The 22,085-nt window shown below is 42.5% G+C and carries 23 protein-coding genes and 3 tRNA genes; 15 read left to right on the plus strand and 11 right to left on the minus strand.

The window, feature by feature from the left end:
• Positions 1 to 85: 85 nt before the first annotated feature.
• The gene (locus CMAQ_RS08735) at positions 86 to 1,522 is read left to right on the plus strand and encodes a hypothetical protein (protein WP_012186742.1); all 1,437 of its coding nucleotides are present in this window, start codon (positions 86 to 88) and stop codon (positions 1,520 to 1,522) included.
• 31 nt (positions 1,523 to 1,553) lie between these two features.
• On the opposite strand, the gene coaBC is transcribed toward CMAQ_RS08735, so the two are convergent.
• Positions 1,554 to 2,786, minus strand: coding sequence for a bifunctional phosphopantothenoylcysteine decarboxylase/phosphopantothenate--cysteine ligase CoaBC (gene coaBC, locus CMAQ_RS08740; RefSeq protein WP_012186743.1), 1,233 nt, complete (start codon positions 2,784 to 2,786; stop codon positions 1,554 to 1,556).
• Positions 2,787 to 2,926: 140 nt separating this feature from the next.
• On the opposite strand from coaBC, the gene CMAQ_RS08745 reads away from it, so the two are divergent.
• The 4 genes from CMAQ_RS08745 to CMAQ_RS08760 all read left to right on the plus strand — a co-directional run bounded on the left by CMAQ_RS08745 (position 2,927) and on the right by CMAQ_RS08760 (position 5,185).
• Entirely contained in the window at positions 2,927 to 4,126 is a 1,200-nt protein-coding gene (locus tag CMAQ_RS08745; RefSeq protein ID WP_012186744.1) for a cation:proton antiporter domain-containing protein, read from the plus strand.
• Positions 4,127 to 4,171: 45 nt separating this feature from the next.
• Positions 4,172 to 4,384 (plus strand): hypothetical protein, encoded by a 213-nt coding sequence (locus tag CMAQ_RS08750; protein WP_012186745.1) that lies wholly within the window; start codon positions 4,172 to 4,174, stop codon positions 4,382 to 4,384.
• Between the two features lie 112 nt (positions 4,385 to 4,496).
• Entirely contained in the window at positions 4,497 to 4,721 is a 225-nt protein-coding gene (locus CMAQ_RS08755) for a histone family protein (RefSeq protein WP_012186746.1), read from the plus strand.
• Positions 4,718 to 5,185 carry a class I SAM-dependent methyltransferase gene (locus tag CMAQ_RS08760; RefSeq protein WP_012186747.1) on the plus strand — a complete coding sequence of 156 codons (468 nt, stop codon included), beginning with the start codon at positions 4,718 to 4,720 and terminating at the stop codon, positions 5,183 to 5,185. Before CMAQ_RS08755 ends, CMAQ_RS08760 begins: the two co-directional genes overlap by 4 nt.
• Here CMAQ_RS08760 and CMAQ_RS08765 read toward each other — a convergent pair whose 3' ends face one another.
• The 6 genes from CMAQ_RS08765 to rpl12p all read right to left on the minus strand — a co-directional run bounded on the left by CMAQ_RS08765 (position 5,186) and on the right by rpl12p (position 10,779).
• Positions 5,186 to 5,821 (minus strand): ERCC4 domain-containing protein, encoded by a 636-nt coding sequence (locus CMAQ_RS08765; RefSeq protein ID WP_012186748.1) that lies wholly within the window; start codon positions 5,819 to 5,821, stop codon positions 5,186 to 5,188.
• 85 nt (positions 5,822 to 5,906) lie between these two features.
• A tRNA-Thr gene (locus tag CMAQ_RS08770) sits at positions 5,907 to 5,980 on the minus strand.
• Between the two features lie 75 nt (positions 5,981 to 6,055).
• Complete coding sequence (locus tag CMAQ_RS08775; RefSeq protein WP_012186749.1) at positions 6,056 to 8,161, minus strand: hypothetical protein; 2,106 nt, start codon at positions 8,159 to 8,161, stop codon at positions 6,056 to 6,058.
• 207 nt (positions 8,162 to 8,368) lie between these two features.
• Entirely contained in the window at positions 8,369 to 9,937 is a 1,569-nt protein-coding gene (locus CMAQ_RS08780; RefSeq protein WP_012186750.1) for an APC family permease, read from the minus strand.
• 299 nt (positions 9,938 to 10,236) lie between these two features.
• Positions 10,237 to 10,313: transfer RNA gene (locus CMAQ_RS08785), tRNA-Thr, on the minus strand.
• Positions 10,314 to 10,452: 139 nt separating this feature from the next.
• A complete protein-coding gene (gene rpl12p, locus CMAQ_RS08790; protein WP_012186751.1) occupies positions 10,453 to 10,779 on the minus strand; it encodes a 50S ribosomal protein P1 in 327 nt (108 codons plus the stop codon).
• 139 nt (positions 10,780 to 10,918) lie between these two features.
• Between rpl12p and CMAQ_RS08795 the strand changes: the two genes are divergently transcribed.
• Genes CMAQ_RS08795 through CMAQ_RS08815 form a run of 5 tightly spaced genes read left to right on the plus strand, consistent with a single transcriptional unit; the run spans position 10,919 to position 15,048 of the window.
• Entirely contained in the window at positions 10,919 to 11,485 is a 567-nt protein-coding gene (locus CMAQ_RS08795; protein WP_012186752.1) for a 2-oxoacid:acceptor oxidoreductase family protein, read from the plus strand.
• Positions 11,486 to 11,528: 43 nt separating this feature from the next.
• Complete coding sequence (locus tag CMAQ_RS08800) at positions 11,529 to 11,756, plus strand: 4Fe-4S binding protein (RefSeq protein ID WP_048063062.1); 228 nt, start codon at positions 11,529 to 11,531, stop codon at positions 11,754 to 11,756.
• Positions 11,757 to 12,980, plus strand: coding sequence for a pyruvate ferredoxin oxidoreductase (locus CMAQ_RS08805; RefSeq protein ID WP_012186754.1), 1,224 nt, complete (start codon positions 11,757 to 11,759; stop codon positions 12,978 to 12,980).
• Between the two features lie 2 nt (positions 12,981 to 12,982).
• The gene (locus tag CMAQ_RS08810; protein ID WP_012186755.1) at positions 12,983 to 13,897 is read left to right on the plus strand and encodes a 3-methyl-2-oxobutanoate dehydrogenase subunit beta; all 915 of its coding nucleotides are present in this window, start codon (positions 12,983 to 12,985) and stop codon (positions 13,895 to 13,897) included.
• A gap of 50 nt (positions 13,898 to 13,947) precedes the next feature.
• On the plus strand, positions 13,948 to 15,048 hold the full coding sequence (locus CMAQ_RS08815) for a glucose 1-dehydrogenase (RefSeq protein WP_012186756.1): 1,101 nt from the start codon (positions 13,948 to 13,950) through the stop codon (positions 15,046 to 15,048).
• A gap of 2 nt (positions 15,049 to 15,050) precedes the next feature.
• On the opposite strand, the gene CMAQ_RS08820 is transcribed toward CMAQ_RS08815, so the two are convergent.
• Complete coding sequence (locus CMAQ_RS08820) at positions 15,051 to 16,004, minus strand: DHH family phosphoesterase (protein ID WP_012186757.1); 954 nt, start codon at positions 16,002 to 16,004, stop codon at positions 15,051 to 15,053.
• 52 nt (positions 16,005 to 16,056) lie between these two features.
• Here CMAQ_RS08820 and CMAQ_RS08825 point away from each other — a divergent pair, with 52 nt between their 5' ends.
• Positions 16,057 to 16,428: a hypothetical protein gene (locus tag CMAQ_RS08825; RefSeq protein ID WP_012186758.1), complete on the plus strand. Its 372-nt coding sequence runs from the start codon at positions 16,057 to 16,059 to the stop codon at positions 16,426 to 16,428.
• On the plus strand, positions 16,409 to 17,017 hold the full coding sequence (locus CMAQ_RS08830) for a hypothetical protein (protein WP_012186759.1): 609 nt from the start codon (positions 16,409 to 16,411) through the stop codon (positions 17,015 to 17,017). Before CMAQ_RS08825 ends, CMAQ_RS08830 begins: the two co-directional genes overlap by 20 nt.
• Before the next feature lie 29 nt (positions 17,018 to 17,046).
• On the opposite strand, the gene CMAQ_RS08835 is transcribed toward CMAQ_RS08830, so the two are convergent.
• A complete protein-coding gene (locus tag CMAQ_RS08835) occupies positions 17,047 to 17,979 on the minus strand; it encodes an Mrp/NBP35 family ATP-binding protein (protein ID WP_012186760.1) in 933 nt (310 codons plus the stop codon).
• Between the two features lie 163 nt (positions 17,980 to 18,142).
• Here CMAQ_RS08835 and CMAQ_RS08840 point away from each other — a divergent pair.
• A tRNA-Ile gene (locus CMAQ_RS08840) sits at positions 18,143 to 18,231 on the plus strand.
• A 386-nt stretch (positions 18,232 to 18,617) separates the two neighbouring features.
• Positions 18,618 to 19,652 carry a zinc-binding dehydrogenase gene (locus CMAQ_RS08845; RefSeq protein ID WP_012186761.1) on the plus strand — a complete coding sequence of 345 codons (1,035 nt, stop codon included), beginning with the start codon at positions 18,618 to 18,620 and terminating at the stop codon, positions 19,650 to 19,652.
• Positions 19,653 to 19,719: 67 nt separating this feature from the next.
• On the opposite strand, the gene CMAQ_RS08850 is transcribed toward CMAQ_RS08845, so the two are convergent.
• Positions 19,720 to 20,385: a helix-turn-helix domain-containing protein gene (locus tag CMAQ_RS08850; protein ID WP_198002073.1), complete on the minus strand. Its 666-nt coding sequence runs from the start codon at positions 20,383 to 20,385 to the stop codon at positions 19,720 to 19,722.
• Between the two features lie 96 nt (positions 20,386 to 20,481).
• On the opposite strand from CMAQ_RS08850, the gene CMAQ_RS08855 reads away from it, so the two are divergent.
• Entirely contained in the window at positions 20,482 to 21,468 is a 987-nt protein-coding gene (locus CMAQ_RS08855) for a glycoside hydrolase family protein (RefSeq protein ID WP_012186763.1), read from the plus strand.
• A 50-nt stretch (positions 21,469 to 21,518) separates the two neighbouring features.
• Here CMAQ_RS08855 and CMAQ_RS08860 read toward each other — a convergent pair whose 3' ends face one another.
• Positions 21,519 to 21,995: a hypothetical protein gene (locus tag CMAQ_RS08860; RefSeq protein ID WP_156769888.1), complete on the minus strand. Its 477-nt coding sequence runs from the start codon at positions 21,993 to 21,995 to the stop codon at positions 21,519 to 21,521.
• Positions 21,996 to 22,085 lie beyond the last annotated feature (90 nt).

The raw sequence follows: 22,085 nt of genomic DNA on the forward strand, positions 1-22,085 counted from the left end.
TAAGAATCTAATGCTATAATTTTAGTGTGGGATTTGTAATAAAAACTGAATAAAGTTTATTTATAGGCTAATGCAATGATGCATCATGGATGCGAAAACAATAGGCCTAATAGTAGCGGTGGTGTTAGCGGTCATAGGCTTTGGACTTACCGGATACTACGCCACTAGAACACCCATGGTTCCAACAATGACGACAACGATGGTTAGTACGGTTACCTCAACAGTCACATCAACGTCAACAATGCCGGCATCAACAGTCACGGTAACTAGCACTGCACCGGCGTCAACATCAACAGTGACAACCACGGTTACGGTTCCATCAACAACCACCGTCACCTCAACACAAACCGTCACCACCACACAGGTGGTCACATCTACAACCACTACTACAATGCAACCAAACCAATCCATGATGCCTGAATTAATACCAGTGGCTAACAGTACTGTAATGGTTGATGCAGCTAAGGGGGCTACGGTGAGGCTCGGCAACATAATAGTTATCATTAGGCCAGGAACCTACGTAATGACACCCAGTGGTCAAATGCTGAGTAGCTACAGCTTCTCAATTATTGATTACCAGGTTTACGGCCTAAGCCCAGTTATGGGTAATCAACCAGTGTTTGCGTTTGCATATGCTGTTAATGGGCAGGTTTCACCAGGCTACACCTTCGTTAACCAGGAGGGTAAACCCTACGCTGTGGTTACTATCGTTAGGATGCCTAATACTTGGGGTAGCTGGACGTGGCTAGGCTTCACCCAGGAGACTAATGGGACATTAATAGGTGGGCACTATGCGTTCCAGGATGAGTGGGTTTACGCTGGGTCAGGGTTATTCGTGAACTTCCAGTTCGTTAAGCCGGTGCCATGGGTCTTTGTGAATACTGGCATGCCCGCATCATCAATGGTAATGTACACTACACCCACTATGCCGAATTCCACAGAAGTCACCGCAATGGCTCCTGAATTAATACCAGTGGGTATTGGTACATTAGCAGTTAATGGGTCAATGGGTGGTGCAGTGGCTGTGGGTAATCTACTAGCCATAATACTACCGGGTACCTTCGTTAAAACACCCAGTGGTCAAATACTTAAGATGTATAACTTCAGTCTAGTGTACCAGGCTATTATGAATATTCCACCACTTAATGAGAGCGACACTTATTACTGGCCATTATTCTCATACGCCTTTGCAGTGAATAACCAGATTAATGTTGGCTACACCTTCGTTAACGCCAGTGGTTCACCTGTACCAGTGCTGACTGTTGCCTTCCTACCACCTTGGTTCACCTCATGGACATGGTTAGGTTATGTTCAGTTACCTGATGGCACATTAATGGGCGGTAAATACACATTCCCCAACCCATGGATACCTGGTGACGATTACATAGTTAACGTAGTGTTCATTAAGCCGGTGCCATGGGTGTTCTTGGCTGTTGAGCATGGTTACGTTAACATGACCATGAGCACAACGACTACAACAACCACGTCATCATCAGGCTCAGGTTACGTGTGGGGTGGTTGATTTAAAAATTTAAATTAAAAATTATTTCAAATTATTTTTCATTTAATTTAAGCATACTTAATGCCTTATCAAGGATTATTCTAGCCAGTTCCCTCTTATGGGCTGGCCCAATCTTAACATATGAACCATCTCTATTAACTACGTAGTATACGTCATTCATGGTACCAAACCCCAGTTTACTAACATCGTGAGCCGCAACAATATCCCATGAACCCTCACTCATCCTCCTTAAGGCCCTCTTCAATAATTCATCCTCATTAACATTAACCTCAGCCTTATACCCAACAATGATGGTGCTTGGAGATGCTGCCTTGGCTTCATTGATTATCTTGGGTGCCTTAATCAATGTCACCTCAACCTTATCAACATCACTACTTAACTTACCACTAACCCTATTACCCACGTAGAAGTCAAGAGGTGCTGCTGCGAATACTGCAATGTGAATGCGCCTACTCTTAAGCACTTCAACAACTGCATTACGCATATCCACTACACCATTCACGTTAATCACATTAACACCATTAGGGTACTTTACATTGACTGGACCTGATACAACGTAAACCTCAGCACCCCTAGCTGCAGCCTCCCTGGCTATATAGTACCCAGTTAATCCACTGCTTGGTGTTGTCACATACTTGACGTCATCAATATACTCCCTGGTTGGACCTGAGGTGACCAATACCCTTAATCCACTCATGTTCCTTGGTGACGTTAAGTCTATTGTGGATTCAATAATCTCATCAGTGGGCGGTATTTTAGCCTTACCCTCCTCAATAATTGGTTCAAGGAACTTTACACCAAGGTTCCTTAATTTCTCCACGTTACTCCTCACAATTGGGTTCACCCACATGTTAATGTTCATGGCTGGAACCATTAGTATTGGTTTACCAGCACCTATGGCTACCGTTAAGCATAGTGAAGCTGGTGAATCAGATACGCCACTGGCAACTTTACCTATTAAATTAGCTGTAGCCGGTGCAACCACAATGGCGTCTGAGTTGGCGCATAGGCTAACATGCTCAGTGTAACCACTTAATTCAACTAATGGTTTAACCCCAGTGGCCCAATGCATTATTAACGGATTCAATAATCTTGAGGCAGTCCTACTCATGAAAACCTCTACGAAGGCTCCATGCCTAATTAACCCTCTAGCAACGTCAGGAATCCTATATATTGACACACTACCAGTAACTACGAGTACTATTCTTTTACCTTTAAGTAATCCACTTAAGCTACCTCTAATGGCCTCAACGTCCTCACTCACGTGAAGACTCACTCCCCTCTTTATTTAAACATAGTTTACTTTAAGATTGGGAAATAAGGCAACGCCCACTGGTTAATAATTGGGGAAAGTCATTACTGGGCCGATAAGTTTATATAGCTTGATGCGATTATTATTGACTAATGATAAGTACTGATGGTATTTTAATAACGCTTGCATTAATTATATTGATTGGTTATGTTGGTGATTACTTGTTTCGATTAACCAGGGTACCGGAGGCTGTGATTCTAATGCTCATAGGGATATTACTTGTGCCCATTGGTCATATTATCCCCATAAAATATGTTACGCTACTTAGGGAATTAGCCCCACTCTTCGGTGATATAGCCCTAGTTATGATTATGTTTGATGGTGGACGTAAGATAAGTTTCAGGACCCCATTATCCTCAAGCGGCCTTGGCTTAACGTTAGCAACACTGGACGTGGTCATACCATCTGCATTACTGGCTGTTATAATGTACTCATTCTTCAACTGGCCCCTCGTATACGGGGCAATACTGGGTGCTATATTGGGTGAAACAACTACAACAGTCATAGTACCATTAGCCACTAGGCTAGTTATAAGTGATTCAGTCTATAATATGATAGTCATAGAGGCTACGTTCAACTCCGTGGTATCAATTCTACTCTTCTACCTCCTAACAATACTTCTAACCGGTCAGTTCTCAATCCTATCCTACACTAGGTACGTAATATCATACTTCAGCATTGCGGTATTCCTAGGTTTAGTAATGGGGATGCTGTGGCTATTGGCATTGAACTGGGTTAAGAGTACTAAGGCATATGCCGTTACAATAGGTATTGCCTTCCTACTCTATGGCGTAGTTGACTTACTTGGTGGTGCAGCTGTGGTTGCTGTTCTGATTTTCGCAATAATCATAGGTAACCATGAAGTGATCAGTGAATACATGGGTCTTAGGCTTAACATTGATGAGGATAGGCTTAACGTTGTTGAGGATGAATTAGAGTTCCTTGTTAGAACATTCTTCTACGTCCTAATAGGAATGATCTCAATAATATCCCTATACTATGCACTTCTAGCCCTAGTGATCACTGGGCTTCTTTTAGCCATTAGGTATATTGAAATATTCTCAATAATTAAAGACAGCAAAACATCCACACTACTGTTTGCCCTAGCCCCAAGAGGCTTAACTGCAGCTGTATTAGCAAGTATATTCCTAAATATGAATTACCAACCATACTCAACCCACGTATTCCTAGTAACCTTCATGGTCATAATATTCACCAACATTGTATCAAGTGGGTTATTGTCCATTATGGTTAAGACTAAGGTGAAGAGTGAGGAGCAGAAAGTTAAGTAATAGGGAGGTAAGGTTTTTAACACCAGTTACCCATTAATTAACTCAATGAGCATTTCAAGTGAGACTGAGCAGAGGGTTGTCTGCCCATACTGTGGCTTAACGGATTGGGTTCTGGTTCAGCCAATTAATAGGAGGGATAGTAGAGGATTCCTAGTGAGTGTAATGCTTTGCAGATGCAATAACTGTGGAAGAGTATTCTATGTATTTAAGTATAGGTTCAGGAGCATTACATATAAGCTTGAAAACCTGGCTACTTAACATTAATTTAAATGTTTACTGCAGCATGCAATGCATTATTAAGCATGGTTGAAAGAGTTTGGATTAATGTTTTAAGAGTAAGATTTATATACATTAACAACGCCAATTACCAATGCCTGAAATACCACTAGCCCCCATAGAGAGGATCTTCAAAAAAGCAGGAGCGGAGAGAGTGGGTGAGGATGCTGTTATTGCGTTAAGGGATGTGTTGGAGAACGTTGCCTACGAGGTCTCTGTAAAGAGCATTGAATTAGCGAAGCATGCGGGCAGGAAAACTGTGAGCGCAGATGATGTTAAGGCTGTTGTAAGGATCTTCAGGTGCATTAACTTATCATGAGCATTAAAGTACCTTACGTACCGACCCCAACGTCAGTGGCCATGGAGATTATTAAGAGGACTAAGCCACGGCCAGGTGAAGTAATTGTTGATGCCGGAGCAGGGGAATGTAATATTGTAATTGAGGCTGCTAGAAGGTTTGAATTAATTGGATTAGGCATAGAGAAGGACCCGGTATTAGTTAAGAGGTGCCTTGAGAGGATTAACGCAGAGGGTTTACGTGGAAGGGTTTACGTGGCTTGGGGGGATATATTTCAATTCAACTATTCGATAGCAGATATAGTTTACTTATACTTAGGTACTGATGTTAATAAGGAGCTTGCACCCATATTATTCAGCACACTTAAGAGGGGTGCAAGGGTGGTTTCCCATGACTTTGAGATACCTGGTTATAAGCCCACTGAGGTTGGTTCAGTGAAGGGGCCTTTAAGGGGGCATAAGTATTACCTATATATTAAAACATAGTTAGGCATTATCTTCATTATTGAATTTCGACTCTAGGATTCTCCTAATCATAAGCATGCTTGATGATGATAATCCACTCAGCTTAATGGGCCATTGCCTATAATTATTCAATGCATTTAATGGTGTTCCATAGATTTTAAGCAATCTAACGGCCCTCCTAATCCCTATTCCCGGTAATGATGATAGGAGGGTAATCTGCATATCACTGATTGACTCACTCTTCCTCCTATTACTTATCTTAATTAAGCCAGGTGAAGTTACCGCAAGGGAGTAAAGGGCTTGGGCAGTATCCCACTCATCTCTAGTCCAAATAAGCCTAAGCCCGCTCCTACTCACCTTAACCAAGGCCCCAATTAATGCATTCCTACTAATACCCCTCACTGATACCGTTGACCATAAGTCACCCTCAATGATTATGTAAGGCTCCTGGTAAGCCTCAATTAGGTTACTAGCCTGTTGAAACAACCTACCGTCAATTATTGAGTTCACGAAATCCATAGCCCTCTTACGCTCCACAGCCACCTCACTTGAAACCACGTAATCCCCAACAGTCAGTGTAGATACCAGGACCCTGCATCCAAGCTCCTTTACAGCATTAACAACAGCCTGGGCAGTCTCATACTCCCTTGAATCCACGACAATACTGCACCCCAGATTGGATCAGTCTCAATCACCCATGTGGGTTTAAATAAGTTTAACAATTAGGAATGCTTAATCATGAAGCCCCGGCCGGGATTCGAACCCGGGACCTCCTCATTACCAGTGAGGCGCTCCACCAGGCTGAGCTACCGGGGCTTCATGACCTTGCATAGTTAATTATTTTAAATTTTTCTCCCATTACATACGACTGGTTACGTTAACTAATGTGCATTAACCTGGTGGTTCAATGATTTCGCTGAAGCAGTTTTCACTAACGTACCCAGCTTCATAATAACCCTGTGGTACTGTGCATTGGCCAATAACGGATGGTTCAATGATCCCACTATTAAGTGCAATGCGGTATACGTATGACTCACCCATTAGCTCACCACTGGTGAATTGCGATAAACCAATCCAAGTACCATTGGGGGCTAGTTGAGTGGTGGGTTTTCCAGTATCGTAAACGTAGTCTGTGTAGAATGTTAAATTACCCCCAGTGATGCTTGGTGGGCAATCATAGACGCCATTGTACTCAGGGGTCTCGACAATGAATTGCGCCGCCTGCCAATTAGTGGCCTGGGTTTGGATAGTGATGGTTAAGGGCATGTTGTAAGTGGCCTCCAGGTATGTGCCATTGGGGTAACCTATGTACCAGTTAATGTACCATGATTGAGTATTGGATGAAGTGTAGTTGTAGTATGTATCCACGGTTATCGTTGAGTAGGGTACTACTGCATATGGTGCCGTGTTGATTGGTGTTATTAAGTAGCCTTGGGGTTCATCAGCGTAGAATAATTGATAAGTGAACCCTGAACCCAATGATTGCCAAATCCAACCTGCTTGAATATAAGGCTCATACCACTGGTTACCTGGGGATAAACCAATCCAAGCCGCCAAGCCGGGTACACTGTATGTGCATGAAACTGGGGATAACTGTGGTACGGTTATCCAACTTGTTAAGGCCTCAAAGGTATCGTTACCGTATGGGCTTACTCCACTATCGTATGAAACCACGTACCCAGCCCAGTTACTTGACCCAACACTAACTGCATTAATCCCCTGCAGCTTCACACTATTCAATGCCTTAATCTCACCCCTGGAGACTAGCCTAATATCAATGTTAACGCTGTAAACGCTGTATGTTGGATCACTGTTAACGCTATATGTTGATGCTGACCCATTCTTGGAGCCATACATCGTTACGTAGATTAAGCCAACCCTACTGCCACCTGCGTATACGCTGAATACCCAATCATAGTATATTGAACCAGTACTAACGTATGTTGGTATTGAACTATTTACCTTAACCCACTGCACCTGGAATCCTAATGCGCTGAGGCTTAATTCACCACCATTAATATAATTCCTAACCTCCCGTATTGAATACAGTATGCTTAACACTAGTGCAGTTGCATTACGTACATGCGGCATGAGGAGTTTATTGGGTTCATCACTGAACCAGAAGAAACCCGGCATTTTAACGCTAATCCCCAGGGGTAGGCATAGGTTACTGTAGGATGTGTTGAGGGTTGGTATGTGAATACTACTGCACATGAATTCAACACTATGGAATTCCGTTAAGTAAGTGATCTCTGGGTTTGATATGTTGTAGGAATACTTAATGTACCGTGACTCATTCACGTTAATGTTAATGATGAGCTTATCATTATTATTAAGCAACACAGCTGGGTGAGTCCTAAGCACGCCAATTATTAACTCACGTTTAATAGTCATATTCAAGTACACGGTATGACTACCTGGGGGTCCGGTGAAGAGGCTTAGATTAACTTCACCGTAGGCTATGTTCTTTAGGGGCTGGTAAATTAGGCATGGTGTTGAGTAGCTTGGATTAACTATTTCAGTAAACCCATTACTACTCTGCCCTGGTTTACCATTGATTTTGAAGCCGATGCAAGATAGGGTATTATTCCCAATTACCCCCTTCATTTCAGGAAGCGCGGGTATTAGCCTTGCCTCTACAGCTAATAATGTGTCAAAGGCGTACTGCACCATCGTGGGTTCACTGGTGAATTGCCCAACATAGGATGAGTTAACACTGTAGGGTAGGCATATTGTTTCATTAAACACGCCTATACTGCTTAAATTTAACGTAATGCACTTAATGATCATTAATGTTGAACCCGATGAATTAATAGGCAAGTACCTTACACTGCCCTCAGCTGGTATTGTGACATATGAATTATTAATAATAACCACCAGCTTATATTCACTACCCTCAGCATTGGGGTGTATTACCAGAAAGGCGAATAAAACCAGTAACGCTATAACTAATGCTACTATAGCGTACCAACCAGGGGTCATAAAATGAGATGCCATATTGAAATCACGAACCAATGCTTATAAACTCTTTTCACTATAGAGTCTATTGTGTTTTTATGGATTACTTCCTAGAGTGATACATAGTTTAGTGTAGGCATTGATAAGGGTTATTCATTTCTAGGATACAGCCGTAATCATACGTTATCAGTAATCATCCTTAATTTTGAGAAATCAGTGAGCTTCATATCCCCAAGGTAAGGTGGTTTATTCAGGTGGTATTTCCTTAAATGTGATCATTAAGTCTATACCTTCCCTACGTGCCCTAATGTACCTGGCTACTTCAAATATTATTACTCCAGCTGCGAATACCGCTATGAAGAATGCGAATATTAGGGCGCTTGTTATTGGGGTAAATAGGTAGACTAGCGGATTGCTTACCTCCATGTAACTTACCCAGGTGAAGTAACCTGTTAAGTATAGGCCAATTATGGTGATTAACGTATTCCTCCTCTTAACACCATAGGCTACGGCCGTTATCGATAATATTATGAAGTACATTAGTATTGTCACCACGGTGCTAATATCCATTGTTGCTGATAACGCTGGTATAACACTGAACACGTACAGGTACATTATGATTAATGATATTGCTAAATCCAAACCATGGGCTATTACGGGTGTGTGGGTTCTTGGGTTAACATAGGCTATAAAGCCTGGAAGAATCCTATCGAAGGACATGGCGAATAAGTACCGTGCTATTTGAAGCACTATGGTGCTCGGTGAGTTAATGTACCATGTGAGGGAGCCTATAGCTATAATCCACTGCATCACCGGGTTCTTAATAAGCAGTATCGCCAGGGCGGGCGGATACGGTGGTGGCATGTTGCTTGGCCATGATACATTAGGCACTAGGCCATAATATACTGCGAAGGCGCCATTAATGAAGTTTAGGCCTAAACCACCTATTGTTGCCCATAATCCAAACCCAACTAATACTGTAATTAGTACATAGGTGCCTATTACGGCTAATGGTACTGTACCCGCTTCCCTCTTAACCTCGCCACCTATGGTTATTATGAAGTTGGTGTATGGGAAAATGTAGGCCATGTAGGGTAATAGGGCTATTGTCCCATAGATCACATTACCCTTAGGTAGGCTTAAATCAGCCTCAATGGCCTTACCATAGAACCCTGGGGCAATACTATTAATTACCGTGGGTAACTCACCTCCATATAGGTAAAGAATAATCATAGTTAATATGAATGTTACTGTGGCGATTAGTGATATTGCTGATGAAAGGTACTTACCAGCCTTAACAGATACCATGTTAATCAATATAATCACGGCCAGCATAATGGCACCCACTGTGAATATTACCACTGGATTACTAGTCACTAAATTAGCAACATTAACCAATCCCTTATCACCTAAGGAAACGGCTATGGCATATAATGATGGGCCAAGCGCCGTGGTTAATGCAAAAACCATGGATACTGCATTAAAGAACATTTGATCAACAGTAAACATGAGTAGGCTTGCGAACCCAATCCTAGGCTCAAGGTTACGGCTCATGAACACGTAGTCACTGGCTGTCCTATAGTACGTTGAACCAATGAAGTTGATTAAATAGGCCATGGGGGCGAAGGTTATGAAGCCAAGTATCAACGCCAGTATTGGATTTCCAAAGGGGAAGTTCACAATACTACTGATTAACAGTAGGTAACCTGACTGGTAAGTAATGTATGCGGTATTCATTAGTAATGCTGCCAATGGTCCAACCTCTCTAACAAGACCGCTGCTCTGCCTTAGGAATAAATTAGGCTTACCACCCATAGGGACCAGGGGGATAATACTGAACCTTAAGGTTTACTAAACGTTTAACACTAATACTGTGTCTACGTCTTAGAGATAAAAACCTTAACCTTAGGGTCGGGCTTAGCGTTGGCGTCATTGATACAAATGGCACGATACTGAATATGATGCATGTTATCCAAGTGAAGTCATCTGCATAAATGTAATTTACAATTAATGGCCCTGCAATAACACATGCCGTTAGGTGATGGTTAAACTAAAGTTAATCCTAGTTAATAAAGCATTCATAATCTCCTCTTAATTCACCTTAATCATGTATTTGGAGCCCCGGCCGGGATTCGAACCCGGGACCTCCTCATTACCAGTGAGGCGCTCCACCAGGCTGAGCTACCGGGGCTTCATGACCTTGCATAGTTAATGCTTGTATTTTTTAAGTTTTTCCCATTAAGTAACCATCATTTGTGTTAAATAATTTATCGTGAAAAACCAAGTAATGATTCATGTATTTTAAAGGGGTATTAAGGTGTATTGTTTCATTAGCCGAATAGTGAGGCGAGACTCTCCAATGTTTCTTCCTCCTTCTTTTCCTCAGCCTTCTTCTCCTCTGCCTTAGCCTCAGCTGGTTTAGCCTCCGCAGCCTGAGGTGCTGCAGCCTGTGGTGCGGCTGAGGGAGCGGCAACAGGTAGTGCTGCAGCTGTCTTTATTGCCTCATCTATGTTAACCTCCTTAACCGCTGAGACTAATGCCTTAACCTTAACCTCATCTACCTGTATGCCAGCTGATTGAAGTATCTTAGTTACGTTATCCTCCGTTATTGGTTGCTTCGCATAGTGCAGTAGTAATGCTGCATACACGTACTCCATAACCACCTTTGCTGAAGAGCCTTTTTAAAGCTAACCACAATGATGCTCGATTACTATTTATTACTATATATTATATATTTAATTATATTAACTTGTGAGAAAGATTTATAAAACTTAGTAAGCCAGTCCCCTGATAGCTATGCAGATGCTAATTAGTGATACTAGGGAATTAATAATACTTGGTAGAGGGGGGCAGGGTGGGGTAACCGCCGCTAGGATAATAGTATCTGCAGCCACCAGGGATGGTAAATGGGGGCAAGCAATACCTGAATTCGGTGCTGAAAGGAGGGGTGCTATTGTTAAGTCATATGCAAGAATATCAAGTAAGCCAGTGATCTCGCATAGTGGGGTTAAGAAGGCCGACATACTACTTATACTATCTCCCGACATACTGAACCTCATTAACATTAGTGAATTAATGAAGGGGCGGGATTCAGTCATAATAATTAACTCCCCTACATCAATAAGGACAGGCTATAGAACGTATTGGGTGGATGCAACCGGGATAAGTGAGAAATTAGGTTTAGTGATGGCTGGTTGGCACATAGTGAGTACACCAATATTAGGTGCATTTGTAAGGGTTACTGAATTAGTTACACTGGATTCGGTAATATCATCTATAGGTGAATTCGTAGGGAGGGGTGATTACGTTAAATTGAACATAGAGGCTGTTAAGATGGGGTACAGTATGGTTAAGGGTGATTAATGTGAGTAATATTTACGTCAAGTACCTATTATCAAGGCCGGCCATGGGTGCCGGCGGTAAGACCGGCACGTGGAGAGTGCGTAAACCCATTGTTAACCTCGATAAATGCACTAAATGCGGCATATGTTGGCTTTACTGTCCGGAGAATGTAATAGATTGGCTTGAGGATAAGACTGTGGCAATTGATTACGATTACTGTAAAGGCTGTGGAATATGTGCTGATGTTTGTCCAGTTAAGGCTATTACAATGATTGATGAGAGGGTGGTTTAGGTGATTAATCGGCAGGACATGATTAGTAGAGGGGTTAGGAAGATAATGGTTGGTGATCACGCGGTTGCTGAGGCAGTTAAGATGGCTAGGGTTAACGTGGTTTCAGCATACCCAATAACACCCCAGACTCTAATAGTTGAGAGGCTAAGTGAGATTATTGATAAGGGGGAGTTGAAGGCCGACTTCATAAGAGTTGAAAGCGAGTTCGCAGCCCTAGCCTCGGTTTATGGTGCATCGGCTGCGGGGGCGAGGGCTTTTACCGCTACTTCAAGCCATGGATTATTCTACATGTATGAGATGCTTTGGTGGGCTGCAGCATCAAGACTACCTCTAGTCATGGCTGTGGTGACTAGGGCGCTTGGACCACCGTGGAATATTCATGATGAGCACACTGACCTATTGGCGATAAGGGATAGTGGATGGGTTATAGGTATGGCATCCAGTGTACAGGAGGCCTTCGACATGACTCTCACCGCCTTTAGGGTAAGTGAAGATGAGAGAGTCCTATTACCAGTGGCTGTGGGTCTTGATGGATTCGTGTTAAGCCACACAACGGAGCCAATCTACGTTCCTTATCAGGAGGATGTGGATGCTTGGTTACCGCCAAGGAACCCTAAGGTACCTTATGTTATTGAACCCGGTGGGGAACCGGTAACCTTAGGTAACTTGCCTAAGTCTGACCTGTACCATGAGCTTCATAAGGTTTACATGGATGAATCAATGAATGAGGCTAAGAAGGTGATTGCAGAGGCGTATAATGAGTACGGTAAATTAACTGGGAGGAATTATGAACCATTAATTGAGTGCCACAGGTGCAGTGATGCTAAGTACCTTGCAGTAACCATGGGTGCATGGAGTGGGGATGCGGAGATCGCCATTGATGAGTTAAGGAGAGAGGGCTACCAGGTAGGGTTAATTAGGATCAGGTACATTAGACCATTCCCTGATGATGAGGTTTCAGAACGCATTAATGGGGTTAAGGGGGTTATTGTGTTTGATAGGGATTACTCAATGGGCTTCGGTGGAATATTGGCTGGTGAATTAATGGGTCTAGTGCCGGGTAATGTATCGTTTAAGGGTGTTGTAGCAGGCTTAGCTGGTGTTGATATGTCGCCAAGTGAATTCAAATCCATTATAAGGGATTTCATAAATGAAACCGAGAGGAACGGCGTCATGAGGGTGAGGAAGTGGTGGTATATACCTAATACCAATGGGGGTGATTAATCATGGTCACTATGAGTGAACTTCACAAATATGGGAGAACTAAGGTAATAATGCCCGGTACAGCAGCATGCCCAGGTTGCCCACTTCAAATAGGCTTAAGGCAATTAATAATGGCATTGGAGGGGAAGTTAACCCTCGTCATACCTGCCGGGTGCTCAAGCGTAATACCTGGAGCAGCACCATACACATCATTCACAGTACCGGTTATGCATGTACCCTTCGCCTCAAGCCCCTCAGTGGCCAGTGGTTTAGTTAGGGCTCTTAGGGCTAGGGGTGTTGATGGCCACGTGGTTGTCTGGGCTGGCGACGGGGCAACAGCGGACATAGGTTTCGCTGCCTTAAGTGGGGCAGCCTATAGGAATGAGGACATTATCTATGTTTTAGCCGATAACGAGGCCTACATGAATACTGGTATTCAGGCTAGTGGAACTACGCCTAGGAAGGCTTGGACTACAACATCCCCAAGAGGTAAGACTGAGGGTAAGAAGGAGGTGGCGTTAATCATGCTTATGCATAAGGTACCCTACGTAGCCACAGCCAGTATAGCCTACCCAATAGATTTCATTGATAAGGTTAGGAGGGCGGCTTCAATAAGGGGTTTCAAGTTCATACACCTTCATGCACCATGTCCCCCTGGTTGGAAGTTCCCAGATGACTACACAGTTAAGGTAGCTAGGTTAGCCGTTGAGACTGGAATGTGGGTGCTTTGGGAGTATTACCAAGGTAAGTTAACTATTAGTCCACCCAGTGTCCCGTATAAGGATAAGAAGAGGCGTAAACCCATTGAGGAGTACCTTCGCATACAGGGTCGTTTCGCGCACTTAAGTAGGGATGATATTAATGAAATTGAGGCCATGGTTGATCAAGAGTGGGAAACATTAATGAGCTTAGCTAACATACTTAATAATCACGCTTAATTAAGTAATTAAGGCCTTTAAGCTTTTAAATCAGTAAAAGAGTAGTGCCTATGAAGGCTATTGTAGTTAAACCCCCGAAACCCGGAGTGGAGGTTAGGGATTTAAGTCAAGTGATTAGACATGGTTCAGGCACTGTTAAGGTGAGGATTCTTGAAAACGGCATATGTGGTTCTGACCGTGAAATAGTAAAGGGGGAGTTAACCACAGCTAGGCCGCCTGAGGGTAGGGATTGGCTTGTCCTGGGTCATGAAGCCCTAGGTATTGTTGAGGATTCAAGTGACCCAAGGTTTAAGCCAGGTGACTTAGTAATGCCTATTAATAGGAGGAGTTACCATGGTAAGTGCCTTAACTGCCTTGTGGGTAGACCGGATTTCTGTGAAGCCAATGAGTTTGTTGAGGCAGGCATGGTTGGGATGGATGGTTTCATGGTTGAGTACTGGTATGATGACCCCAAGTACCTTGTTAAAGTACCTAAGGACATAGCTGACATAGCTATTGTGGCTCAACCCCTTTCTGACCTTGAGAAGTCTGTTGAGGAGATACTTAATGTTCAGAGGAGATTCATTTGGACTTGTGATGATGGAACATACAACTGCAGGAGAAGCATAGTCTTCGGCACAGGCTCAACTGGGATACTGATTTCACTATTGCTTAGGACAGTAGGGTTTGAGGTTTATGTGGCTAATAGGAGGGATCCACTTGAGAGTGAGGCTAAGATCACTGAGGAGGCTGGTATAATTTACTATAATTACTCTAAGGATGGTTTAGATAAACTTAAGTCAATGGGCTTCGACCTAGTAGTGGATACCACTGGTGCATCAGCGTCATTAATTGGTCATGAGGTTGAGATGCTTAAGCCAAATGGTATACTAGGCCTATTTGGATTCCCATCCGAGGGGGAGTTAACGTTAAGGTATGATGTTATACAAAGGTTCATTTATAAATCCAATGCAATAGTGGGTTTAATAAATGGGCAGAAGCCACACTTCCAGCAGGCTCTCGCTCACCTGGCTCAATGGAAGGTTGTTTGGCCCACTGTGGCTAAGTCTTTAATAACTAGGGTTGTTGACGTTAATAATGATAAGGAGTTACTGCAGGTCCTTAACCATAAGGAGAGGGGGGAGATTAAGGTTAAGATTAAGTGGAGTTAAATTCACTTAATCTCCCTAAGCTTCTCACCCAGCATGCTCTCTAGGTTGCTTATTATTAGGTTAAGGACCTTAACGTATGGTTGCTTAACCTTAGTTACCAACATGCCGGCACCCTCATGACCACCACCCTCACCGTTTAATTCCCCAGCAATCTTACTTAGGAGTTCAGCAACATTAATTGTTCTTGACCTTGCAACAATCCTTAACTCATCATTATGATCAGACACCACGAAGGCTGCATCACAGCCAATGTCAAGGAGTTTACCAGCAATTAAGCCTTCATAGGCGTTTACATTAGTTACGCAAATTATCATTGACCCAGCCCTATAGGGTATAAGCCTTATTGAACCCTTAATTAACGCTATTTTAGCTGACTCATCAAGCTCCCTAACCAGTAATGCTAAGGTATCCCTATAATTGACTCCACTAAACTTAAGTAACCAAGCCACGGTTTCAAAGGTTCCTTGAGTAGCCCTACTGAACCTATTTGTTTCACTTAATATGGCTGCTAACGTTAACGTGGCCATTAATCCACTGGGTATGTAGCCTAATTCCCTTAATACATTAACCACGACCTCAATGGTTGATGATGATTCAGGGTCAATGAACTCCAAATCCCCCCTAATCCCCCTAACCTTATGATGATCAAACACCACAACCTTACTGTCCTGGCATATTTCAGTATCCAACTGAGCCTTATTAGCTACGTCAAAAAGTATTGTTAATTCACCGCAAGTGCAGGTTTGCGTGCAGTTAAGTTCAATACCCAGCTTACCAAGTACCTGCTTAGCCTCCTTATCTGCGTTGCAACTGGTGAGGCAACTTAACTTACCTAACTTATTTAAGTAATCTCTAAACAGTAATGCTGAGGCAAGTGAATCCAAGTCAGGGTTCCTATGTGTCATTAATGTTACTCTTTGCGAAGTGTCAATCAGTCTCTTAAGCTCATTTAACATTGATTGCGGTTCAGCTAAAGGCTTAAAAATCAAACCCCACAGTAATATAAGTGTGGTAGCCTTTATTGAATCCACGGTTAAGGATTACGTGAAACTACTTGATGATAGGATAAGTAAGCTAAGGGAACTCTCCAGTAGGTTGAGTGATAAGGTGTCTAATGCTAATGTTAATAACACTAGGTTAAGTATTTTAAGGTTTGAGAACAGTGAGGTGTTCATAGTTAATGGCAGTGATAATGAACAGCTAATGAACGCCTTAATGCTAATCCTGAAGATAGTTAACTTCCAGGAGAAACTATACACGTTGGTTAAGAATGATTTAAGTAAGTTATCTAATGATGATGTCAAGATCGCTGTAATCGAACCCCTAGGCCTACCCACTAGGATAATCCTGGTGCCTAATAATGCTGCCCCTGGTAGTTAACATTGATGAACTTAGGAAGCACAGGCAGATGATAGAGGAGTTGCACTCAGCAATAAAGGTTAAGCCAATAAGCATTAACTGGAGTATAGTGAATACTATTAGTAAGGCTCTTCCCACTAAGAGTGATGAGAAGAAGATTATTATTAAAGGCGGTAGGAGGTCATTTAAGGTAGATGACGTTGAGGTTATTATTGCGGATACTGTAAGCATAGTAAACAACTACATGAGCATATACAGTACATATGCAGTCAACGTGATGAGGATAAGTAGGGTTATTGAGAATATCGTTGATAGTAATAAATCCCTCATATACATTGATCCATTCGCAGGTACTGCAATAATAATACTGAATCACCCAACTAATGTAACATTAGCTGATGCGAAATCATTAAAGAACACCATTGATTCACTGACCATTCTCAATGCAGGTTACTCCGAAAAGAGTGAGGCGCCGGTTACTCAGTTTGATTTTAAGATTGATGTGATGCCGATATTAAAGTCATTATCAAGTAAATCGGATTCAGTCTACATTGATGTGGATGATGATGTCTACTACATTATTAAGAAGTACATGCGTCATGAGGGGTAATGAATCTTTAAATACTGTTAAGTTAATCATCACTTATCCTCCTCATTACCTGAGGATTCCTCCTCACCGGGTAGTTTCATTAACCTTATCTCCCTCTTAGTCTGTCCACTTAACTCATCCTTAAACCTACCCATAAGCGAATCAATCACAGTCATTAACTTCCTAGAGGCCTCAATATCAGGGTACTTTAATAGGAAGGGGACACCTGCATTATTAGCCTCACTTATGCGTGGATCAAGCGGTATCTCACCTAGGAATGATACATTAGCCTCCTCAGCCATGCGTTTCCCCTCAGGTTCACCAAACACGTAATATGTCTTGCCTGTGTCTGGGCATGTGAAGCAGCACATGTTCTCAATAACACCAATAACTGGTACTTTAACCTTCCTTGAGAAGTCAATAGCCTTCTTAACTATTCTACCTGAAACATCACCAGGGGCTGATACGATAATACTGCCTGTTAATTGACCACTGAGGGCTTGAGCTATGGTTAATGGTGCATCACCAGTACCTGGAGGTAGGTCAATCATCATTACGTCTAAGTCCCCCCAATCAGTCTTAGAGAGGAAGTCCTCAATAGCCTTAGACACCAATACCCCCCTCCATACTACTGCTGAATCCTCACTTGGGAGGAGGAAGTCAATGGAAACAACCTTAATGTTTAATGGCCCAGTGGCGGGTATTATTACGTCCCTCTTATCATCATAGTAAAGGGAACTACCTGCAAGCCCCAGTAGCTTAGGTATAGTGGGTCCGTAAATATCAGCGTCAAGAACCCCAACCTTTAATCCCCTTAAGGCGAAGCCAACAGCTAATGCCGCAGTTATAAGACTCTTACCAACCCCACCCTTACCACTCATGACCGCGATCTTAAGCTTAACATTACCTGCACTGAAGCCTAGCTTAATCTGCTGCTTCTGAGGCTGTTGAACTTTAACGTTAATATTAGGCTTATTACTCATTAATGATCAACCTAACTACCCCTTATAAATCCTTCCACATATCGAATCCATTAGTAACCGCACCCAGCGCAGTGGGTTAATTCACTTTATTAAAGGCGACTTTAAGCAATCTTAGGATTCTGGGAGAAAAACTTAAAAAATAATGTAACTGGCATGTTAATGAGGGCCCGTAGCTTAGCCTGGTCAAAGCGCCCGGCTGATAGCCCTGTGTTAGAGACCGGGAGAACGTGGGTTCGAATCCCACCGGGCCCACTAATCATGTTGATTTTTACATAATCTTGCATAATATGAGTATCAGGGAATTGAACCAACATTAAGTGGGATTATGCTTCAGGTAATAACTAGATTATGATGTAGTAAATGTAGCACTTAGACTCAGCGTCTCTAACAGTCCCTTAGTGAATTACAGGCTAATGCCGTAAGTCTTACTTAAGCAAATACTGAATATCTCTTCACCGGTAATTGCTGTGAAGCCACTAAGAATACCTTCCCTTAAGCTACCGGGTGCAACGATATCACTCATACCTTTAAGCACTATTGAGGCTTGAGTCTCCCCTGGATAAAATTGAGACTCCTTGAACCATACCTAAGTTACTGCATGAATAATATTTTTATAGTGCACCAATGCTTAAGTAATCATGAGGGCGGCCAGATTCCATGAATCAGGGAAACCATTAACCATAGAGGAGGTTCCTAAACCAGCACCAGGCCCAGGTGAGGTTATTGTTAAAGTAATGGCGGCCGGGGTGTGCCATACTGAGCTACACTTCATTGATGGTGTACTTAACCTAGGTGTCGCACCCATTACTCTTGGTCATGAAATAGCAGGGATCGTTGATGAAATTGGGCCAGGTGTAAGCAGTGTTAAACCGGGGGATAGGGTCATAGTTTATTACTATGTTGGATGTGGTAGATGTAGGTTCTGCCTTAGAGGTGAGGAGAACCTATGTGAGAATATTAAGGCTGAATACGGCTTCATAACAGATGGCGGCTTCGCTGAGTATGTTAAGGTTCCTGAAAGAAACCTTGTTAAATTACCCAGTAACTTAACCTTTGAGGAGGCTGCACCAATAGGCTGTAGTGTAACAACTGCTATACACGCCACTAGGAGGGCTTCACCTAACGTCGGTGACTACGTGGTTGTTTATGGTGTTGGCGCAGTTGGGTTTGCGTTAATACAGTATAATAAAATGATTGGTGCTAATGTTATAGCAGTGGGTAGGAGTCCAAGTAAGCTTAAGTTAGCTAAGGAACTTGGGGCTGATTACACTATAAATGCCGGTGAGGAGGATGTAGTTAAGAGGGTTATTGAATTAACCAATGGGAGGGGTGCCGATGTTGTGTATGAGCTTGTTGGTATTAGGGAGACTATGAATAATTCAGTTAGAATGCTTGCCAAGAGAGGTAGGTTAGTGCTAATAGGTTACTGGAGGGATAAGCTTGAGGTTAATCCACTGGACCTCGTTATTAAGGAGGCCACTATAACAGCATCAGTTGGTAATACGCTTAGTGAACTCATTGAGGCTGTTAAACTTGTGTCCGAGGGTAAGATAAAGATAAAGGTTGATGAGGTGGTGGGTTTAGAAAGTATTAATGATGCACTTGAGAAGCTTAGAATGGGTAAGGTTATTGGGAGAATTATAATTAACCCATGGTTGATTAAATCACATTAAATGCATAAATTACTCAATGCAGACTACCATTAATAATAGTCTCGGTTAAAGGTAGAATAACACCATGCTAACGGGTTTGGTTTAATAAATTATCCCTATATAACTCCATTTGAACCAGCTTCCTCTCTATGCTTCTTAACTCCTCAGCTAATGTTGCCTTACTAATGCTGAGTTTTGAGGCTAGTTGACTTAGGCTTATTCCCCTAGGCCAATTAAAGTACCCAGTCTCATAAGCTACCTTAAGTATTTGAGTTTCTCTTCTAGTTAATGGTGCATTGCTTAATAATGCATTAACATTAGTATTCTTAATGATTCTTAACCATGCTCTCTCCCTAAGCTCCCTAATTAAATTACTTAGATCACTGGCTACCACTAGCCAGTACTCTAAACCACTAGTTATAAGCTCCCTGTAGTAGTACACGTTGTTGTTTAGGAGTAATTCAAGGACACTATTGTTTAATACCCTAATTGTACTTAAGGTTACTGTAACGTTATTCCTTGATACGTGTTTATCCAATACATTCATGGCTTTAACTTGCCTAAACTCCTTAATCCTACGCATCAATTCCTTAACCTCACCAATGCTTGAGGCATTAATGTTCACCACAGACCTTTTAATGCCAAGGCTTGGTATTGGTATTGATGACTCAACGGTAGCCTTAACTCCAGTGTCCCTTGTAAATACTGACCAGTCATCATGCTCAATAACCATGACCGTGGTTTGAATGGGCATAGTTAATTGAATCATGGTGAGCATTAATAAGCATTATTATTAACCTAATCCCGTTAGGAATACTGCTTAAATAATGCCTATATCTGGGTTCAGTTAGTGGTTTGTGTGATTTGTCCACAGTGCGTGTTTAGGTTAAGGAGGTTTACTGGTGTTGCCCTGGATCCTCCAAGTTTTGAACCTGGCTCATGGAGGGGTGCTGGGGATTTGTTAATTGACCCGGTGAATCATGAGTATTGGTTAACCAGTAGGCCTAGGGTTGCTGGCCCTAGGGGTTATGGTGTTGAAATATGGTACTCAAATAATGGTGATCAGTATAGCCTAGTATCCTTAATACCCAAGGAGGAGGTTTCAAAGTGGGTCGGCATTAATGTACTTAGTATTGAGAATAATCAATTGGTTCAAGACCCATTAACTGGATTATACTACTTATACATGTCCCTTGATATTGGTGATGGCTGGGAGACATTTATGGCTAAGGCAGATGACCCAAGGGGGCCGTGGAATCCAGTTGGCTTAGTTATAAGGCGTGATAGGGATTATGATAGTGCCGAGTCCAGGGACTGCACTATAAATATTATTGATGGTAGGTACATAGCCCTATGCAAGGCCGTTAAGCGTGGTGATGGTCCTCATGCATATACTGAATTATTAACCAGTAGAGATGGGGTTAATTGGGTTAAATTAGGGTTACCGACAATTAATGGTCAACCCCAGAGGCCTCAACCGGATGCATTCCTACTTAACGGTGACATATTACCATCAACCTACGGCCCAATGTTCATTGGTACAGTGACCACATTCTTCAAGAACGCTCACATAACTAAGTACTTTGGGGCATACATCATAGACTTGAAGACTAACAACCTTGAGGAGGTTTTCACAGCTGAGTGGAAGCCTGGATCAATGTATGAGCACCCGGAATACCCAATACACACGTACTGTAATATTGTTAAGGATCCATTCACTGGGGATTGGAGGATACTTATTGAGGCTATTGACCCAAGGTACACTAAGGAGATTGGAGTAAACACTGAGGTGGATAGGGTTCTTCAATACAAGGCCAAGGTACCTGAGGCGGCTTGATCCGGGTTATAAGAAACCTTGCTTTAACTATTTTAATTAATTTGGATTATTTAACTTTGATTATTCTCAAAACTCACACTTATCAACGGCGCCTTAGATAATGTGACATTCACCGCAGTGGGGCTGACCGTGTAATAAACCACTATACTGACTGCGTATGTTCCTGGGTTCAAGTATAGTGAGTACTCGTTGTCCTCGGGTGTTAGGGTGAAGCTACTGTTGCCCACGGTTACTTTAACGGTGAAGTTTGAGAATTCCCTCGATAGGAGATCCTCATGACTCAATTCGAAGTTAAAGCGCCCACCAACATTAACCACAAGCATCCCACTACCCTTAACCGAGCCTGACTCACCTGCCGTTAAATTGCCTAGGCTTAGGGATGCAGGCTGTACGCTGAATTCACCCTCAGACCCGGGACCTATTATGGTGAAGCTCACGTAGGCTAAAGTATGGTCTATGGCTAATACTGTGGTTACCGCTAAGGCCGCGGATAGGGCTATTACCAGGGCAATTAGCTTATTCATCATGGTATCTTTCTCAATAGGGTTTAAAAATATTTTGTGCTTTTTATTTAGTGAATTACTATAAAGTTTCATAACTCTCTTAACCAACAGTTA

The sequence above is a fragment of the Caldivirga maquilingensis IC-167 genome (assembly GCF_000018305.1).
GTDB lineage: Archaea > Thermoproteota > Thermoprotei > Thermoproteales > Thermocladiaceae > Caldivirga > Caldivirga maquilingensis.

What these genes read in the sequence shown, in the direction of transcription:
- CMAQ_RS08850 (WP_198002073.1), bottom strand. Translation starts at nt 20,385, where the DNA reads ATGCCCATTCAAACCACGGTCATGGTTATTGAGCATGATGACTGGTCA.
- CMAQ_RS08820 (WP_012186757.1), bottom strand. Translation starts at nt 16,004, where the DNA reads ATGTTAAATGAGCTTAAGAGACTGATTGACACTTCGCAAAGAGTAACA.
- CMAQ_RS08810 (WP_012186755.1), top strand. Translation starts at nt 12,983, where the DNA reads ATGGTCACTATGAGTGAACTTCACAAATATGGGAGAACTAAGGTAATA.
- CMAQ_RS08755 (WP_012186746.1), top strand. Translation starts at nt 4,497, where the DNA reads ATGCCTGAAATACCACTAGCCCCCATAGAGAGGATCTTCAAAAAAGCA.
- CMAQ_RS08815 (WP_012186756.1), top strand. Translation starts at nt 13,948, where the DNA reads ATGAAGGCTATTGTAGTTAAACCCCCGAAACCCGGAGTGGAGGTTAGG.
- CMAQ_RS08795 (WP_012186752.1), top strand. Translation starts at nt 10,919, where the DNA reads ATGCAGATGCTAATTAGTGATACTAGGGAATTAATAATACTTGGTAGA.
- CMAQ_RS08735 (WP_012186742.1), top strand. Translation starts at nt 86, where the DNA reads ATGGATGCGAAAACAATAGGCCTAATAGTAGCGGTGGTGTTAGCGGTC.
- CMAQ_RS08780 (WP_012186750.1), bottom strand. Translation starts at nt 9,937, where the DNA reads ATGGGTGGTAAGCCTAATTTATTCCTAAGGCAGAGCAGCGGTCTTGTT.
- rpl12p (WP_012186751.1), bottom strand. Translation starts at nt 10,779, where the DNA reads ATGGAGTACGTGTATGCAGCATTACTACTGCACTATGCGAAGCAACCA.
- CMAQ_RS08750 (WP_012186745.1), top strand. Translation starts at nt 4,172, where the DNA reads ATGAGCATTTCAAGTGAGACTGAGCAGAGGGTTGTCTGCCCATACTGT.
- CMAQ_RS08860 (WP_156769888.1), bottom strand. Translation starts at nt 21,995, where the DNA reads ATGATGAATAAGCTAATTGCCCTGGTAATAGCCCTATCCGCGGCCTTA.
- CMAQ_RS08835 (WP_012186760.1), bottom strand. Translation starts at nt 17,979, where the DNA reads ATGAGTAATAAGCCTAATATTAACGTTAAAGTTCAACAGCCTCAGAAG.
- CMAQ_RS08830 (WP_012186759.1), top strand. Translation starts at nt 16,409, where the DNA reads ATGCTGCCCCTGGTAGTTAACATTGATGAACTTAGGAAGCACAGGCAG.
- CMAQ_RS08745 (WP_012186744.1), top strand. Translation starts at nt 2,927, where the DNA reads ATGATAAGTACTGATGGTATTTTAATAACGCTTGCATTAATTATATTG.
- CMAQ_RS08760 (WP_012186747.1), top strand. Translation starts at nt 4,718, where the DNA reads ATGAGCATTAAAGTACCTTACGTACCGACCCCAACGTCAGTGGCCATG.
- CMAQ_RS08800 (WP_048063062.1), top strand. Translation starts at nt 11,529, where the DNA reads ATGGGTGCCGGCGGTAAGACCGGCACGTGGAGAGTGCGTAAACCCATT.
- CMAQ_RS08845 (WP_012186761.1), top strand. Translation starts at nt 18,618, where the DNA reads ATGAGGGCGGCCAGATTCCATGAATCAGGGAAACCATTAACCATAGAG.
- CMAQ_RS08775 (WP_012186749.1), bottom strand. Translation starts at nt 8,161, where the DNA reads ATGGCATCTCATTTTATGACCCCTGGTTGGTACGCTATAGTAGCATTA.